This is a genomic window from Rhodobacter sp. SY28-1 (assembly GCF_005222785.1).
Taxonomy (GTDB): Bacteria; Pseudomonadota; Alphaproteobacteria; order Rhodobacterales; family Rhodobacteraceae; genus Tabrizicola.
In genome coordinates, this window is record NZ_STGH01000001.1 from 1,243,529 (window position 1) to 1,258,670 (window position 15,142).

Here is a 15,142-nt window from a genome sequence, read left to right on the forward strand (position 1 = left end):
TTTCCGTTCCGTGCGTTCCCTCTCCCTTTGGGAGGGAACGTATGGAACGCCGGTCACTCGTTGTCGCGCGACTCCCCGATCTACACTAAACCTCCCTCAACTAGGCGGAACTGAAACTACATGCCCAGAAAACCAACGCAAAAGGAGCCGAGGCTCGTCACAGCGGCTGAAAGTCTCGCAAATGAAATCGCTCGCCTTCCGCAAGGGGAAACTCCGGAAGAAGATCAAGCATTACTCAAATGGGCTGCCGAGAACCTTCACCGCGATCTGCCCAGAACCGAACTTTCCTGGTCGGATGACGGGGTGTTGCAGATCAAAGCCAAGGGCCGATGGGGCAGGCTATACAAAGGCTCGGGTAACCCCACTGTGGCAAACGGATTGCTTGCGCACCTGGCCTGCCTAGGCTCGCACAAGAGGCGCACAGACGAGGAAGCGACCAACTTCGCGATTGCCTTCGTTGATGCCATGCAGCCGCGCGATGCGGCTGAGGCGCTACTACTAACCCAAATGGCGTCGGTTCACCTGGCAACGATGATGCTGGCGCGGCGGTTGAACCACATTGAGAACCTTCCTCAACAGGACTCTGCCGAGCGCGCCTTAAACAAGCTGGCGCGAAGCTATTCCGTCCAGATGGATACTCTAAAGCGCTACAGATCGAAGGGGCAACAGGTTGTCCGGGTGGAGCGTGTGACGGTCGAGAATGGGGCGCAGGCAATCGTAGGCAACGTGACCCACGGGGGGAGGGCCGAAGATGAAACCTGACACCTACCCCATGCAAAGAGCCCCACGCTGCACAGCCCATAGCAAGCGCACAGGGCTTCCATGCAGCAATCCGGCAGTCAGAGGCTGGGCAGTCTGCCGGATGCACGGAGCACGCGGTGGCGCTGGGCCTGGGAAGCTAAATCCCGCATATCGGCACGGGGGGCGGACAAGAGAGGTCCAAGAGCTTCGCCGGTGGGTTTCTGAGCTAAGCAGGGAAGGCAAGGACGCAGCGCAAACCCTTTGCGGCAACGCTGAATGAGTAGAGTAGCCGCCTGTCAACCGTATTGATCTGCCTAAGAGGAACTGAGTCTGGACCCAAGGAAGGCAGACCTTCTGCCGGAAGAAAGGCCACCCAAGACTCCCCACAGAATGCAGTCGTGCCCATCGTCTATTGCACTTGAGCCCGACGCGTCCAGCATGTAGCTTCTTCTCCTTCTGCACGACGTGGCAACCTGAGCAAGGCTGGGTGAATTTGAATGGCAAACAGAAGAAGCATCGACAGCGACCTTGGGAGCGAGCGAACTGTACTGTTCTGCCACGTAAAGAACGAAGCACCCTTTATGCTAGAATGGATTGCGTATCACCTCGCGATAGGATTTGATGAAATCGTCATCTGCTCAAACCCGTCGACAGACGGAACAGAAGAGATTCTGGAAATTCTTTCCAAAGCTGGCCGCATCAAGCATCTAAGGACCACAGTCAGAACTGGACAATCTCCGCATGAGGCTGCTGTAGCGGAATTCAATCGATCATGTGGCTACAAGCTAGGGCATTGGTATATGTGGCTGGATGCCGATGAATTTCTAAATGTGCATGTAGGGACCGGCACCGTATCTGATCTACAAGCTGCGCTCGCAGGATACTCCGGAATTCTGATTAATTGGAGGATATTTGGTTCGAGTGGAAATACTACATTCCCAGGAAGATTCATAGATCCCGCATTCACAAAGGCAGCTGCCAGCGGGCGTGTTGCGAACCTTGAAGTAAAGAGCTTCTTCAGGTATGGAGCCGACTTTAGAGGCTTCTCTCCGAAATTTAGCCACCGCCCATTAATCAACTTTGGGACAGAACTTCATCCTGAGTGCTTTCTGACCGGAAGTGGTAAACCAGCACTTTACACTTCCGACAGGAATATCGAATGGATCACAGGTGGAGGAGAAAAGTCTTTTCACCTCGTGGAGGAAGCAGAGTTTGGCTGGAAACTTGCGCAAGTAAATCACTATGCAGTTAGAACCCCAGAGATGTTCAAATTAAAGAGAGCGAGAGGTCGGGCATCAGTTCGCATTGGAAAGACTCAACAGAATGAGCGATACCGGGACAACTTCTTCAAGCGCTATGATAAGAACGACGTGGATGATACATCAATTCTTCGTTGGCAATCAAGAACAACCTCAATGATCAACGAATTGTATCGGTTGCCTGGGATGGCACAAGTCGTCCAGGATGCAACAGCTAAGACTCAAGCTGAGCTAGCCTCATTGGGCGCAGATAGCTTACCAAATACTGACAGCGCCAAAAACTCGTAATGTGGAGACTGCGTTAGATGGATCTACCACAACATTTGCTTGAGCAACTGCTCGCACTTCAATCTGCGGACGGAGCGGTCGAAATTGTAGACGTTGGCGCGTCAAACGTCTCGAAAAGAGAGTTGCCGTCCTATACCAATCTTTTGACAAGTGGAATCGGGAGATTAACCGCATTTGAGCCAAACAAGGCCGAATACCAGAAATTGGAGAGCAACGAAACTCGAAGGTATCTTCCATATGCGATTGGCAGTGGTGGAAGAGCTGCCCTAAGCATAACTCGAAGCCCAGGATTTTGCTCGACACTGAGCCCGAACGAGAAGGTTACCTCACAGATTATCGGTTTCTCAAAACTATCGAAGGTAACCTCAAGAATTGAATTGGAAACGCACCGACTGGACGACCTACAAGAAATTAGCAGAATCGATTTTCTGAAGATCGACATTCAGGGAGGGGAGCTTGAAGCATTCGCGGGAGCGCGAGAAAAACTTCGCAATTGTCTTTGTGTGCAAACTGAGACTGCCTTTGTCCCCATTTATGAAGGTCAGCCGCTCTTTGCGGATCAGGATAGATTTCTTCAGTCGATGGGCCTGCAATTTTTTGCGTTCGCATCTGTGCATCGTTTCGCATATGAGGGGACTCCGAGAAGGTATCAGAGGCGTCTTTCCCGAACTGACTTGTTGCAGTGGGTCGACGCCGACGCAATCTACCTCCGAGACTTTACAAGCTGGGAAAACTTAGAAACGTCAGAGCTAAGGCGTCTATTTTTGATCCTATTGCTAAGTTTCCGTGCAGCCAGCGCGTGTCTGCGGCTCGGCCAAATCCTAGTAGGTCGGGGCGGAATCTCTACAGATCTTCTCGACCAGCTAAAGTCTCACCTTCTGCCTGATTAGACTTTTCAAGCATACGCATTGCACCTTCAGTAAATGCGATTAGTCGTCTTAGTAGCTCATCGCGCTCGCTCGTGGTGTATTTGAGCTCGAACGACGTCGGCGTTACGAGAGCTTCTCGAAGCATGGCGCTTGGCTTAGTCGAAGCATAATTGAGAGCCAACTCCTGCAAGTCAGCCTCTGTTGGTAGCCAGCCGGATAGAATGCGGTCTGCTGTGATTCTCCACTGCAGTGCTTCGCCCTTGCTGTTTCTGCTTCGAAGTCGCATGTTCCAAGATCCAATCAGTAGCTTTGAAATGACTTGTTCACGAGACCGAATGGGGAAGTGAGCAATGGACAGTCCAGCGATCTGGCGGGGTTCATAGCCAGAGATCTTTGACCTAATTGAGTGACTTCCTGGGCGAACCCAAGAATGTCCGAATAGTTCTCTTGGCACCGTCACCTTGTAAAACTGTGGCTTCTCTTTAACTCTGCGATGGACGACACGAACAATGGGATTTATCTCGGTCTTGTCGTCTTCGCTAGAAGGTATGTATGTGACCCACGGGAGTCGGATGGGGAACCTCGAATGAGTCAGAATATAGCGGAAGAAGTCCCGATCGGCGTTGATGAACTCATCGGCGTCAAGCAAGACCACTTGACCTACTCGGTCCGTAAAGGCAGGATCCAACAAACACTCGTTAATGATGCTTGTTTGCGGATGGCCTGACCTCATATCAGATGTTAGGTCGACACGGTCTCCGAATTCTTGTTGAAGTTTTCGTAGAATGGACATCGTTGAGTCAGCGCTGTCGTTGTTGACTATTCTTAGTCTGTCTAGAAAGCACAGGTTGTGGCGGACCATTGGCTCGATAATGTCGGCTTCGTTCTTTGCAACGCACAGCCCAACAAGCTCATTCTGCATTTCATTTTTCTCCATTCGAGCGGCTTAGTTGCAGCAGTGTGGTAAACCTAGCGTCCATTCTGAAGGACGCGGATTGCGACTGTCTTTGGTGCCCGCCCGCCACGATTGACGCGCTTCCAAAAGCGATGGTGCGGTCCGTGTTCAACCTTAAATGAACGCTCGCATACTGTGACTGTCGTCAGCATCATCTGCACTACCCTAACCGCTCCGAAGACTGAGGCAGTTTGAACGACCACTGAGCGGAGCCGCAAGAGCTTTCATTCACGGTTCTTCTATGGGGCAGCCCACTGGTTGCCTACTCGCAACCGATGCCATCACCGTCCCTGTCTAGATGCGCGCCATACCCTGGATCGCCAATGCGAACGGGCGCTGCCCCAGCAGCACGCGCAGCAGCGCAGTTGCGGAAGGCTCCGGTCGACCCGGTTGGCTGCGTGAAAAGTGTTTGCGCTTTGGGAGTAGGAGCGCGATGGCAATGATAGTCACCGGTCTTTCGGTTATTGTGGCATCCGTCTGAGTTGAGCCCACCGCCGTGAGCAAGAACGGGTGTGGGCATGGAAAGCGCCGCCATAACCGCGACGGCGGCGTGCAAAATCATGAGGCGAAAGTGCATGGCTAAATCTCCCTACAATCGGGCACACACTCCCTCTGGGTTGTGGCGTTTATGTGTTGTGCACGAGTAAACTATGCGATGCTGTCACGCGGCCGACGGTCTGAATGGGAAGGAACTGCGTTGTTTGCCTTGATGGTCTGCGCTAGCCTGACGGCTGTCGATGGCGACACTGTGAAGTGCGACGGACAGAACCTGCGCGACATGGGCGATGGAGCGCCGTTTGTCTCGGGATATGACACTCCCGAGTTAGGCAGGAACGCCAACTGTGACCGAGAGAATGCACTGGGAAAGGAGGCAAAGAAGCGAATGGCCGAGCTTCTCATGACCCCTGGGCTTTTGATCGAAGACAGCGGCGAAATTGACCGTTACGACCGCCCTCTTGTGGTTCTGAGGCTTCCTGACGGACGCACCATCGGGAGTGTGATGCTTGCCGAGGGTTTGGCAGTGGAGTGGCGTCCCGGCGGTGACTTCGATTGGTGCCGCTAGACGTTAGGCCGCTTCGCAGCCAAGGTGCACCGTAACCTTTAGGTCTATCTGTGGCCCTGCGGGAACCCGCGACACCGGAAAGCCCGTGCCCAGCGCATCCTGAATGATGCAAGGTGGGGGGAGTGGCCTTGCTTGGAGTGTGGGGAACCAGTGCTGTTCAGCCGCCGCGTGGATGCGGTGTTCCGCTGGGAAGGCTTTCGCAAGTAAGCCCGGAGGCGACGGCGGAAGGCGGCAGTTGGGCTAATATAGGCCGATACAGGCAGGGGACCGGATGGCCCGACGCTTCCAAACTGCCGGAACTCCGACAGGTGCGCAGCTTGCGACGACCAGGAACCTTGCCCTGAATGCTCCGGCCCGACGCGGTTAACACTGCCTTAAGCTTCGTGGATTATCACTGTTGCATTGATGTGAAACGAGGAACCTATGCAATCAGCTTTCACTACCTACCGCGACATGCTGGCTGCAGCTAGTGCAGCAGATTTACAGGGCTTCCACGCTACGGCAGCCGTGTTCCGAGGAATGGCGCGAAGCCTCATAATCGAGACGCTCAGGTCGCAGCCCTGGCTTGACCAGCCACCTTGGAATAGCGACGGTCGGAACGAGGTTTTGGATCCGGGGCGGGACCCTGCTTAAACTTCAGATCCGCGCAATGTGCTCATTGAGGTCCTCATCGTTCCGTGGAATCTCTCCTTCTGCCGCATCGGCCTGCGCCGAAACTATTGACGTAAATACTGATGATCCGTTTCACTCGAAACTTTGGACGGCGCACCCATCAAAGCTTCGAAACTGGCAGGATGACCATTCAATTCCCATAGTGACCTTCAATGATTGCGCGATTTAGTTAGTGCTACATTCCCGCTGCGGCGACGCTAGGCATTGAATCCGAATGTCTCAAGAATTTCAAAGGGAGTCCGCACAGAGCTGCGAGACTGCCTTGATGGAGGTTCAAGTCCACTCGCATAGCTCCGCCAATCGCCTTGATGGACGTCTGCCCACAACGCGTCAAGTTTTGAAGCCTCTCGCTTTGCTCTTGCTTCAAATTCCTTTGACAGCGGTGAGAACTTACCTCTGATCTGGTCCTCTCTATATTGTTCAGCCAAGTGTCCATATGTGGCAGAAACGGACCGCGTATCGGAATGTCCAAGTTGCCTCGCCACTAGGCTCAGCGGTACCCCGTTTCGTACCAAGTCACTCGCATAGGTATGCCGAAGGCCATGGAAGACGAACTCAGTCGGAAGATCTGACAGCCGAACTGCACGCCGAAACAGATTTGGATGTTGCCGTGCCCAAACTTTGCCCTTGTCCGAAAGCAGAATGCGTTCGCCAAGCTCCTTTCCTTCGCAACACGAGAGGAAGAATGCCATCGCCTCATCTGGCAGAAAAACGAAGCGAGCAGGCGCCAGTTTGAACGCAGCAACATGAAGCCCGAAGACTTCTCGGCCTACGTCGCTGACGCGAAGGTTTGCCAGTTCGCCAACACGGCAGCCCGTGTAAAGGCCGGCCAAGACCAGACGGGCGAGCGCAGGTGTGCAGTTACTTACTAGTTTCCGACACTCTTCGCGGTTTAGAAAAAGGGTTCGAGCAGCAGGTGGAACTGCAATTCGGTGAAGGCAACGGAGAGGTCGATCAGAAGATAGTCGTCCGCTGTCCCATGCTAGCCCGAACGCCATACGCAGCACAGTGATAATGCTGTTGAACACCCTCTTTGCGCGTCTGACCACATCGGCGGCCGGGTCGAGCTTCGATCCTCTACATCTTGCACGTTTGGTGTGCGCTCCAAGAACACGTTGCGCAATCTCTCGCAGATGACGTGCGTTGAAGTCCTCCAACGCTTCCATCAAGAGGGGGCCGCAGAGATGAAAGTTGATCAACACGACGTTGTTGTAGTGGCTACCTGGAGAGCGGGCGATGCGTGACCACTCTAAATACTCGGTCAGCGCAGAGCCGACAGTGTAGACACTTCCGTACGGGCAAAAGTTGAGACCTTCTGCTCGGCCCACGGGTCGGGTGCTTTGCGCTTTGCTGAGAACTGCTTCACTCTCGAACCAGGCGATTGCTCTCCTCAACGCTTCGTCGTAGTCGGCGGCGTCGGGGTCGCCCATGCGTGCTGAGGCCAGTCTGTGTTGGATGTAGCGCCCTTCAACCGTCATGACGCGTGCCACCCAAGTGCTCACTCGAGCGTTCGGCCTGTAAATCCCGATGTGTCTACACAAGGCCACAGAATGCCAGTATGGCGTTTCGCGCGCCTTTAGATGCCGTCGATGCTCCAGAAGCGCGAACGGGCAAGGGGGAGTGGTGGACCAATCCACTGGCGTTGAACGATCTAGGCTTGGCACAGTCATGTGAGACTCTCCTCTGCAACGGCGGAGTAGCTTTCAACTGGCCAGACGCAGATCCGCTTTTACGTGGTGGCCTTTCAGCTTCTGGTGGCAACTCCACCCCGTGATGGAGCGCTATGATTCTCGTTGGCGCATGGCGTGGCGATGAAATTGCTCCTGCTAGTTGCAGAAGGCTTGACGCTCTACATCCACAGGTAGGCGACTATTGTCCAAATGGATACCTTGAATGGTCAACAATGGTTTGCCCAGTATCGTCTGCATGGATGATGGCAGCAGTCGTCACCATGTAGCAACGGAAAGCTCGTGACGCACTTCGTACGAATAGCTGGCAGGGGATAAGATTGACTTCAACTAACGATGATCAAGCCTCCGACACAGGCTCAGAAAGCACATCGATCGATGTGTCCCTTGCTCGTCTGCGGGCACACATCAAGGCGCTGGAAGAGGAGTTGGCGCTGTACGCTAGCAAGTACGGCCTTACCGATAGAGCACGAGAACTTCTCGCTCGTCCAGTAGACAGCTGAGATTTAGGGGTGCCGGCGCCCGTAGCACAGCGCGACAATTTCTAACTGCGAGTGTTGGCTTAGCATTCACCATGAAGAAGTGAAGGCCAAGACTGAAAGCAGACCCATATCAGATGCTGCAAGTTCGCCGCCCGGAACCTAGTATAACCCAAAGGTCGGACCGGCGCGCATGGGTCTTGGGCCGTGAAGGTTCTCCAGGGGTCGGCTGGACGCCCGTTCAAAACAAAGCCGGATCAACCGGAAGTGCGCCCAGATCTGCGCTGAAAACAGCACCAGAACAGCTGCCACGGGCCGCTTCTTATGCCCTGCTAACAGGGGCCTGCAAAGCCTGAGAACAGAGCCGGATCAGGGTCAAACCCGCGCCTGGTGTTACAGGTTGAAACCGGTCAATCTCAGTTCTTTCTCAGGATGCTCAGGGCCGAATGTGTTGGCCCTTCGCTGCAAGAATCTGCGCATGCAGAATTGTGGCATGCATAGCCCGCACTTCCGGGGAGACGAGGTAGCCGACAACCGCGACGGCCCCCAAGAGAACGTTGATTTGTGGCTCCGGGTTGACGCCGCGCCACCAAAGGCCACCCCAGAAAATGGTAATCACATGGGTAATCACTAGGTTGGGGAGCCATTCTGTTTCATTCCGAAACTTCCGCAGCTTGGCCATTTCTTGCTTGAAGTCGTCTTCACGGCCCCGTCGCCACCTCGCCGCTTTCGAGAGATTGGATCCCCGTGCCTCCAGGGTCAGCCGCAGAAGCTACGTAGTAGACGCTTTCCACTCGCCCTTGTCGAGTTTGTTGAGCGTGTTCCAGGGCAGGCCGATGGCCTCTGCAAGCTCCGGGTTGGCTATCCATTCCCTTCTTTGGCTACGCCAATCACGAAACGTGGGAGGAACATATGGAATGGGCCACGCGGGGGCTGCCCGAAACTGAGAAGGCGGCGATGTATGAGACGTATGGAGCTATGCGGGCAGAGGCAAATGCCCGCGACGTGACGCCGGGTCAGAGTTAGACCCATAGCCTTTTCCACATGATGGAAAGCCCCGCCCCTCAGGCGGGTGCTTTTCTCATAGCCTTCGCCCTCACTCATGCCAGTATGGTTCCCGTAGCGAACTTGGAGCGTGCCATGCCAATCGTAAGGGTCGAGATTGCCAGAGGGGTTGCCACGATAGAGCAGAAGCGGGCGGTCATCCGGCGCATGACAGACGTTCTGGTCGAGGAACTTGGCCGCGACCCCGAGTATGTGTTCGTGCTCATAGACGAGGTTGATACTGACAACTGGGGACGCAAGGGGAAGTCACTGTCAGAGCTTTGGTCGGAGAGGGATGCCCAGAAATAACAAAGAATCGACCTTTTTGGCTGATTGCAGGTAAGCGCCATGGACGGGAACTGTTTGGCTACGGGTTCGAATCTTCCGCTCTCTGAGATGGCTCTACCCTTTCCGCTTCCAACCATTCCAGCACTGCTCCCCAAACGTCCTGAGAAGTAGGGCGATTCCTGTAGCCTAGCACCGCGTCAAGCTTGCGTCGCAGATCGTCGGGGACTGTCTTGGGCCAGGGCATGCCGGAGAACGTATCAGGAACATGGGTGCGGCGATAGCTCTGTGGTTCTCCGCCTGCGAGAATGTTGACGCAGGCCCCAACCCTCCGCATGGTGATGGGATGTGCAATCGCTACATCCACACGACTGCGGCCGAGGCTATACGCCAGCTTTTCGACGGGATGGAGAACAAGGCAGGCAACGTCGAGACCGGTGACGTCTATCCTGACCGAATGGCCCCAATCGTAACGGGCAGTGGTCAAGCACATGTCCTGCGCAGCGCCCGGTGGGGCCTGCCGTCACCACCTCAGTTCCACAGCCCGTCTGGGATCGACCGGGGCGTGACCAACGTGCGCAACACGAGCTCGCCACACTGGCGGCGATGGCTCGGCCCCGATAATCGCTGCTTGGTGCCGGTAGCCAAATTCGCCGAACCTAGGCCGGGTGGCAGGGACTCGGGCAATGCCTGGTTCAAACTGCGTGAGGACAAGCCGATGTTCTTTGCGGGGTTTTGGGTGCCGGAATGGACCTCGATTCGTAAGCTGAAGGACGGAGAGACGAAGGACGACCTCTACGCGTTTCTGACCTGCACACCTAATGCCGAGGTTGGGGCGATCCACCCGAAGGCTATGCCCGTTATCCTCACTGAACCGGCGGAGTGGGCGGCGTGGCTGTCAGCACCCTGGTCCGAGGCGAAAGTGATGCAGCGGCCGCTTCCGGATGGGTCGCTGGAGGTGGAGGAGTAGGCATAGAGGTTCGACCTTGGTTGCATTGACGCAAAGACCTAGCGGCCTACCATACTGATTGCCCAATTAACCCGGGCACGGGAGCGGCCGACTGGGACGGCCAGCAGGTTCAGGGATGCGCCACGCTCCGGGAAGGTGAGTCCCTCCCTTCCCGGGCTTCCGTGCAAGAAGACTCCGCTGATTGGCTCTCGACATCGAGAAGTGCGCAACGGCCCTAGGCGTCTGCAAGCGCGTCCAGAATCGATGTCACGTAAGTGTTCTGCTCATCACGTCGGCACCTGCGCTTGAGCATATTTGCGCAGAGCTTCTTCCCGTCATCATCTGGGCTTGGCGCACTGACCCGAAGGCCGCACCGTGAGCACTCCGCAACCACTATGTAGACAGTCTCACCGCCCAGAACTTGCGGCCGATACCAGTGCATGAATGTCACTGTGGACATTTCTGCCTCCTACTGGCTGGGAAAGTGAGAGCATACAACTTTTGGGTGAGCGAGTCCTACAGGCCCGACCGCCCCTAAGGATTTCGGCAAAAGGTGGCTGACGTTAGTTTGCCCCAACAGCGCTGCATCTCCTCGCACAGGCTAGCAGGCGAGCGTCCTGCGGCATTGGCGAAGTTGGCAGGGGATGCCGTCTGGCCATGTCGTGAAAACCTGAAAAGCTGCCCGACCATCTAGGCCGGGCAGTCAGAATCGAGATCTGGGGAATTAGTGCTGCTCAACTTCGCGAGCGGGGTGGGGACCCTGTTTGCTCGCCCCAGAACGATGCCGGATCACTTGGGCAATATGATGGCAAGTTGGCCTCACGCGGAAATCAGGGAAAAGGCGCGCAAGCGTTTTCGAGATAGTGGGTTCATTGATGGGTATGAAAGCCAAAGTGACCAAATAATCAATGATTTCAAGGGGGAGTGGCGGACCCGGAGCGATTCGAACGCCCGACCCTCAGATTCGTAGTCTGATGCTCTATCCAGCTGAGCTACGGGTCCGCAATGCCGGGCGATGTAGCCTTGCGTGGCGGGCAATGCAAGGGCGAAATCACGCAGCGATGTCGGTTGTGCCTTTCGGCAGATGGATGGCGAATTCGGTGCCGTCGGCGTCGCTGCGGGCAAGCTCCAGCCGGCCGCCGTGGCCGCGGACAAGTTCGGCGGCGATGGCAAGGCCGAGGCCGGTGCCCCCCTTGCGAGCCCCGCCCTGGAAGGCCGAGAACAGATGCTCACGCGCCTTGGGGGGCAGGCCCGGGCCGGTATCTCCGACCCGGATCCACCATTCGCCCTCGTCCTCGCCGGCCGAGACCTCGATGGTGCCGGGTTGCCCGGTTGCCTCGATCGCCTGGCGGGCGTTGCGCATCAGGTTCGACAGGACGCGGTGCAGCTGCTCGCCATCCGCCCGGATCATCATGCCGGGCGGCACGTCGATCAGGCAGGTGATGGCGGTGTCGGCGCCCAGGCCCTCGCCTTCGGCCACCTCGCCCACCAGCTGTGCGAGGTTGAGACGGCGGAGCTGCGGCGGCGGTTCTTCGGCCTTGCCGAAGGCCAGCGTCGCTTCGCACAGGCTGACGGCCCGGCTGATAGAGTTGACGAGTTTCGGGGCGGACCGTGCTACGGCGGGGTCGGCGCTGCCTTCGATCCGGTCGGCAAAGAGCTGTGCCGTGGTGAGGATGTTGCGCAGGTCGTGGCTGATCTTCGCGACCGCCCCGCCAAGCTGGGCAAGACGCTCCTTCTGTCGCAGGGCGCCCGTCAGCTGGGTCTGCATCATCTGCAGCGCCTCTTCGGCCATCCGCAGCTCCTCGACATTGGCTTGCGGGGCGATCACGCGGCGGGCGTCCTCGGGTGCCTCGGCGTAGGCCTGCATGTGCTGGACCACCCGGCGGATCGGCAGGACCAGAAGGCGCCGCACGGCCAGGAACAGAAGGAAGGCCGTCACGACCGAGATCAGCGCGGACAGGATCAGGATCCGCAGGCCGTAGTCGACCATCGACGCACGCAGGGCGCGGGTCTCCATCGTCACTTCGATCAGCGTGCCCGCATCCTGGACCGGATAGCCGATCACCCGGATGATCCGGTTTTCGGGGTCGAGCAGGCAGGCAAAGGCGTCGCGGATCAGTTCCCACGGGCCGGCCATACGCAAGTCGAAGGAATCGTGGATTTCTCCTGGCACCGGCGAGGACAGCACGAGTTGCCGCACCTCGTCGCGGCGCAGGACCACGTTGTAGACTTCGGCGTTCTTCAGAAGCTCGGCCTCCAGCTCGGGCGAGACCATGTCGTCGGCGGCAAGCTGGGTCAGGGCGGCGATCTGGGCCTGCTTCAGCCGGGTCAGCAGGAAATCGGCCCGGTAGCGGGCGATGGAGGGCACGAAGATCAGCACTTCCGCCAGCATCACGAAGATGACTGTCAGAATGAGAAACCGCCCCGAAAGCGTGTTGAGAAAGCCTTTGCGTCTTTCGGTCACCCGAACCTTCCTTGTGCCCCGCTTCAGGGAAGCCAGCGCTGTACAAGGCGCACCAGCCGCTTCAGCGCGGAATTCTCGAACAGCTTGGGGCCAAAGTAAGCGCCCGCGGCGCGTTTGGAAACCTCTCCCAGTGTGGGATAGGGCGCAACCATGCCTGCAACTGCGGACAGTTTCAGCCGTGCCGATATTGCCAGCGCCCAGAGGCCGATCAACTCGCCCGCCTGCGGACCTGCGATGCCGGCGCCGACGGGGCGGCCCTTGACCACCATCACTTTGATGAGGCCCTTTGCCTTGCCCTCGGCCTGGGCGCGGTCGTTGTGGGCAAACTCGGCCCGCACCACTGTCAGAGCGGTGCCATGGGCGGCTCGGGCTTCAGCTTCGGTCAGGCCGACCTGCGCCAGTTCAGGGTCGGTATAGGTCACGCGCGGGACCGCGCGGGTGTCTGCCTTGGCAGGCAGGCCCAGGACGATCTGGCGGATGACGATGCCCGCGTGCCATCCCGCGACATGGGTGAACTGCAGGCCGGCCGCCGCATCGCCCACCGCATAGACCCGACGATTGGACGAGCGGAGCCGGGCATCCACCGTCACGCCCTTCGGGGTGTGGGCGATGCCTGCGGCCTCCAGCCCCATGCCGTCAAGCGCCACCTTGCGACCGACGGCCATGAGAAGATGCGTTCCCCGGACCTGCGTGCCGTCGCCGAGCGTGACCTCGACCGCGCCCGGCTGGCCGGAGAGCCGCACCACGGGCTGGCCTTCGATCAGCCGGATCCCTTCGTCGGCCAGGGCCTGCAGGATCACGGCGGCAAGCTCGGGGTCGTCACGGCCCAAGGCTTTCGCGGCTTCGATCACCGTGACGTCGCAGCCAAGGCGTCGGTGAGCCTGCGCCATTTCGATCCCGATGGGGCCACCGCCGATGATGACCAGATGCCCGGGCCGGTCGCGCAGGTCGAAGATCGTCTCGTTGGTGAAGTAGGGGACAGTATCGACGCCCTCGATCGGCGGGACAAAGGGGCGGGACCCGGTGGCAATCACGAAGCGGCGGGCGCGGACCATGGTGTCCCCGGCCAGAACCTCACGCGGGCCGGTGAAGCGGGCGAAGGCGCGGATCACCGTGCAGCCCAGACCTTCGAATCGCTCTTGGCTGTCGACCGGGGCGATCTGGGCGATGACGGCGGCGACATGATCCTTGACCGCGCCGAAGTCGACCTGTGGCGCGACGGGGGCCACGCCGCGGAAGCCGCGCCGCTGTGCCTCGGCCGCCTTCGCGGCGGCGATCAGCGCCTTCGAGGGCACGCAGCCCGCGTTCAGACAGTCGCCGCCCATCTCTCCGGCCTCGATCAGCGCCACGCGCGCGCCCATCTGCACCGCTCCGGCCGCGACGGACAGGCCGCCCGACCCGGCCCCGATCACGCAGATGTCCGTTTCGATCCGTTGCATTCAGCGCGCTTTCCTGAAGGCCCGCAGCAGCATGGGCAGCGCGGCCAGCGCGGCGAGGCCCAGAAGCGGCAGCAGGACGGGCGGGGTGAAGATGATTCCGAGATCGGGCGCCTCGCCCCGGGCGAAGACCTCGCCCAGGCCCGAGCCGACCGAGGTGAAGACCAGCGCCCCGGGGATGATCCCGACAAAGGTCGAGACGGCAAAGCGGAACAGGCTGGTGCCGACGAAGGCCGGTAACAGGTTGGCGATGAAGAAGGGAACCAGGGGCACAAGGCGCATCAGGAACAGGACCGACCATTCGTTTTCGCGCAGGGCAGATTGCAGCCGCGCGGCCTTGCCGTCCGCGGCGTCCAGCTTGCGCGCCAGCGCATCGCCAAATCCGGTCCGCGCGGCCAGGAATACCAGAACGGCCCCGGTCCCCGCGCCAAGGACATTGTACAGCACCCCCGGGAACAGCCCGAAGAGGAACCCCCCCGCCAGTGTCGCCACCGTCCCGCCCGGCAGGCTGAGGGCGACAATCGCGACATAGGCCGACAGGAACAGCACCACGGCCCAGACATAATGCGTGTCGCGGAAGGCCAGAAGCTCTTCCCGGTGCCGGGCCAGGGTCTGAAAGCTCAGCTCGTCGCGCAACGCGATGGCCCCAATCAGGGCCGCCGCCAGAATCACCAGGATCGGCAGGCGCCGGAGCCAGGGTCGGCTTGGGGGCAGGGGTGGGTCGGCGGGCGTCATCATGGATCCTGGCTTGGGGGTCGAACATGGCGCAGGACGGCGTGCGGGGACAGGGGTTTCACGCGGCCTTGATCGGACGGGACCTCATCCTGCGTCCGCTGAAACATTTCCCGCGGCCCGGGGCAGAATTGTTGCAGGAAATCCGCGCGGGCGACGTTGACTTGGGTCCCGACCGCCCGTAAAGGACTGGCTTCAAGTTACGGGCCCTCGAATCC

At 58.6% G+C, this 15,142-nt stretch carries 13 protein-coding genes and 1 tRNA gene; 6 read left to right on the forward strand and 8 right to left on the reverse strand.

Going from position 1 to position 15,142, the window contains the following annotated elements:
• Positions 1-120: 120 nt before the first annotated feature.
• The 3 genes from E8M84_RS06070 to E8M84_RS21925 all read left to right on the forward strand — a co-directional run bounded on the left by E8M84_RS06070 (position 121) and on the right by E8M84_RS21925 (position 3,178).
• Complete coding sequence (locus E8M84_RS06070; RefSeq protein ID WP_137110252.1) at positions 121-762, forward strand: hypothetical protein; 642 nt, start codon at positions 121-123, stop codon at positions 760-762.
• A 476-nt stretch (positions 763-1,238) separates the two neighbouring features.
• Positions 1,239-2,288, forward strand: a complete 1,050-nt coding sequence (locus tag E8M84_RS06075; RefSeq protein ID WP_137110253.1) for a glycosyltransferase family 2 protein — start codon at positions 1,239-1,241, stop codon at positions 2,286-2,288.
• A 17-nt stretch (positions 2,289-2,305) separates the two neighbouring features.
• The gene (locus E8M84_RS21925) at positions 2,306-3,178 is read left to right on the forward strand and encodes an FkbM family methyltransferase (protein WP_137110254.1); all 873 of its coding nucleotides are present in this window, start codon (positions 2,306-2,308) and stop codon (positions 3,176-3,178) included.
• Here E8M84_RS21925 and E8M84_RS06085 read toward each other — a convergent pair.
• Together E8M84_RS06085 and E8M84_RS21865 are read right to left on the reverse strand one after the other, a co-directional pair.
• A complete protein-coding gene (locus E8M84_RS06085) occupies positions 3,132-4,094 on the reverse strand; it encodes a glycosyltransferase family 2 protein (protein ID WP_137110255.1) in 963 nt (320 codons plus the stop codon). The two genes, E8M84_RS21925 and E8M84_RS06085, sit on opposite strands and share 47 nt — an antisense overlap.
• A 280-nt stretch (positions 4,095-4,374) precedes the next feature.
• The gene (locus tag E8M84_RS21865; RefSeq protein ID WP_346763682.1) at positions 4,375-4,689 is read right to left on the reverse strand and encodes an excalibur calcium-binding domain-containing protein; all 315 of its coding nucleotides are present in this window, start codon (positions 4,687-4,689) and stop codon (positions 4,375-4,377) included.
• A gap of 78 nt (positions 4,690-4,767) precedes the next feature.
• Between E8M84_RS21865 and E8M84_RS06095 the strand changes: the two genes are divergently transcribed.
• Positions 4,768-5,175: a thermonuclease family protein gene (locus tag E8M84_RS06095; RefSeq protein WP_137110256.1), complete on the forward strand. Its 408-nt coding sequence runs from the start codon at positions 4,768-4,770 to the stop codon at positions 5,173-5,175.
• 869 nt (positions 5,176-6,044) lie between these two features.
• On the opposite strand, the gene E8M84_RS06100 is transcribed toward E8M84_RS06095, so the two are convergent.
• Positions 6,045-7,337, reverse strand: a complete 1,293-nt coding sequence (locus E8M84_RS06100) for a site-specific integrase (protein WP_170971857.1) — start codon at positions 7,335-7,337, stop codon at positions 6,045-6,047.
• A 1,113-nt stretch (positions 7,338-8,450) separates the two neighbouring features.
• On the reverse strand, positions 8,451-8,696 hold the full coding sequence (locus tag E8M84_RS06105; protein ID WP_137110258.1) for a hypothetical protein: 246 nt from the start codon (positions 8,694-8,696) through the stop codon (positions 8,451-8,453).
• 428 nt (positions 8,697-9,124) lie between these two features.
• Here E8M84_RS06105 and E8M84_RS06110 point away from each other — a divergent pair, with 428 nt between their 5' ends.
• Positions 9,125-9,367 carry a 4-oxalocrotonate tautomerase family protein gene (locus tag E8M84_RS06110; RefSeq protein WP_276607112.1) on the forward strand — a complete coding sequence of 81 codons (243 nt, stop codon included), beginning with the start codon at positions 9,125-9,127 and terminating at the stop codon, positions 9,365-9,367.
• 322 nt (positions 9,368-9,689) lie between these two features.
• Positions 9,690-10,313, forward strand: coding sequence for an SOS response-associated peptidase (locus E8M84_RS06115; protein ID WP_137110259.1), 624 nt, complete (start codon positions 9,690-9,692; stop codon positions 10,311-10,313).
• A gap of 904 nt (positions 10,314-11,217) precedes the next feature.
• Here the strand turns inward: E8M84_RS06115 and E8M84_RS06120 are convergent.
• The 4 genes from E8M84_RS06120 to E8M84_RS06135 form a co-directional block, all read right to left on the reverse strand.
• Positions 11,218-11,294, reverse strand: a tRNA-Arg gene (locus E8M84_RS06120).
• 49 nt (positions 11,295-11,343) lie between these two features.
• Positions 11,344-12,684 carry a HAMP domain-containing sensor histidine kinase gene (locus E8M84_RS06125; RefSeq protein ID WP_137110845.1) on the reverse strand — a complete coding sequence of 447 codons (1,341 nt, stop codon included), beginning with the start codon at positions 12,682-12,684 and terminating at the stop codon, positions 11,344-11,346.
• Positions 12,685-12,779: 95 nt separating this feature from the next.
• Entirely contained in the window at positions 12,780-14,195 is a 1,416-nt protein-coding gene (locus tag E8M84_RS06130; protein WP_137110260.1) for an NAD(P)/FAD-dependent oxidoreductase, read from the reverse strand.
• The gene (locus tag E8M84_RS06135; RefSeq protein WP_137110261.1) at positions 14,196-14,927 is read right to left on the reverse strand and encodes a TVP38/TMEM64 family protein; all 732 of its coding nucleotides are present in this window, start codon (positions 14,925-14,927) and stop codon (positions 14,196-14,198) included. It abuts the gene before it with no gap.
• Between the last annotated feature and the right edge of the window lie 215 nt (positions 14,928-15,142).

Excerpts from the sequence above, each read along its gene's own strand:
- E8M84_RS06135 (WP_137110261.1), bottom strand. The coding sequence starts at position 14,927 with ATGACGCCCGCCGACCCACCCCTGCCCCCAAGCCGACCCTGGCTCCGG.
- E8M84_RS06095 (WP_137110256.1), top strand. The coding sequence starts at position 4,768 with ATGCTGTCACGCGGCCGACGGTCTGAATGGGAAGGAACTGCGTTGTTT.
- E8M84_RS06105 (WP_137110258.1), bottom strand. The coding sequence starts at position 8,696 with ATGGCCAAGCTGCGGAAGTTTCGGAATGAAACAGAATGGCTCCCCAAC.
- E8M84_RS21865 (WP_346763682.1), bottom strand. The coding sequence starts at position 4,689 with ATGCACTTTCGCCTCATGATTTTGCACGCCGCCGTCGCGGTTATGGCG.
- E8M84_RS06130 (WP_137110260.1), bottom strand. The coding sequence starts at position 14,195 with ATGCAACGGATCGAAACGGACATCTGCGTGATCGGGGCCGGGTCGGGC.
- E8M84_RS06070 (WP_137110252.1), top strand. The coding sequence starts at position 121 with ATGCCCAGAAAACCAACGCAAAAGGAGCCGAGGCTCGTCACAGCGGCT.
- E8M84_RS06115 (WP_137110259.1), top strand. The coding sequence starts at position 9,690 with ATGTGCAATCGCTACATCCACACGACTGCGGCCGAGGCTATACGCCAG.
- E8M84_RS06085 (WP_137110255.1), bottom strand. The coding sequence starts at position 4,094 with ATGGAGAAAAATGAAATGCAGAATGAGCTTGTTGGGCTGTGCGTTGCA.
- E8M84_RS06075 (WP_137110253.1), top strand. The coding sequence starts at position 1,239 with ATGGCAAACAGAAGAAGCATCGACAGCGACCTTGGGAGCGAGCGAACT.
- E8M84_RS21925 (WP_137110254.1), top strand. The coding sequence starts at position 2,306 with ATGGATCTACCACAACATTTGCTTGAGCAACTGCTCGCACTTCAATCT.
- E8M84_RS06110 (WP_276607112.1), top strand. The coding sequence starts at position 9,125 with ATGGTTCCCGTAGCGAACTTGGAGCGTGCCATGCCAATCGTAAGGGTC.
- E8M84_RS06125 (WP_137110845.1), bottom strand. The coding sequence starts at position 12,684 with ATGCTGGCGGAAGTGCTGATCTTCGTGCCCTCCATCGCCCGCTACCGG.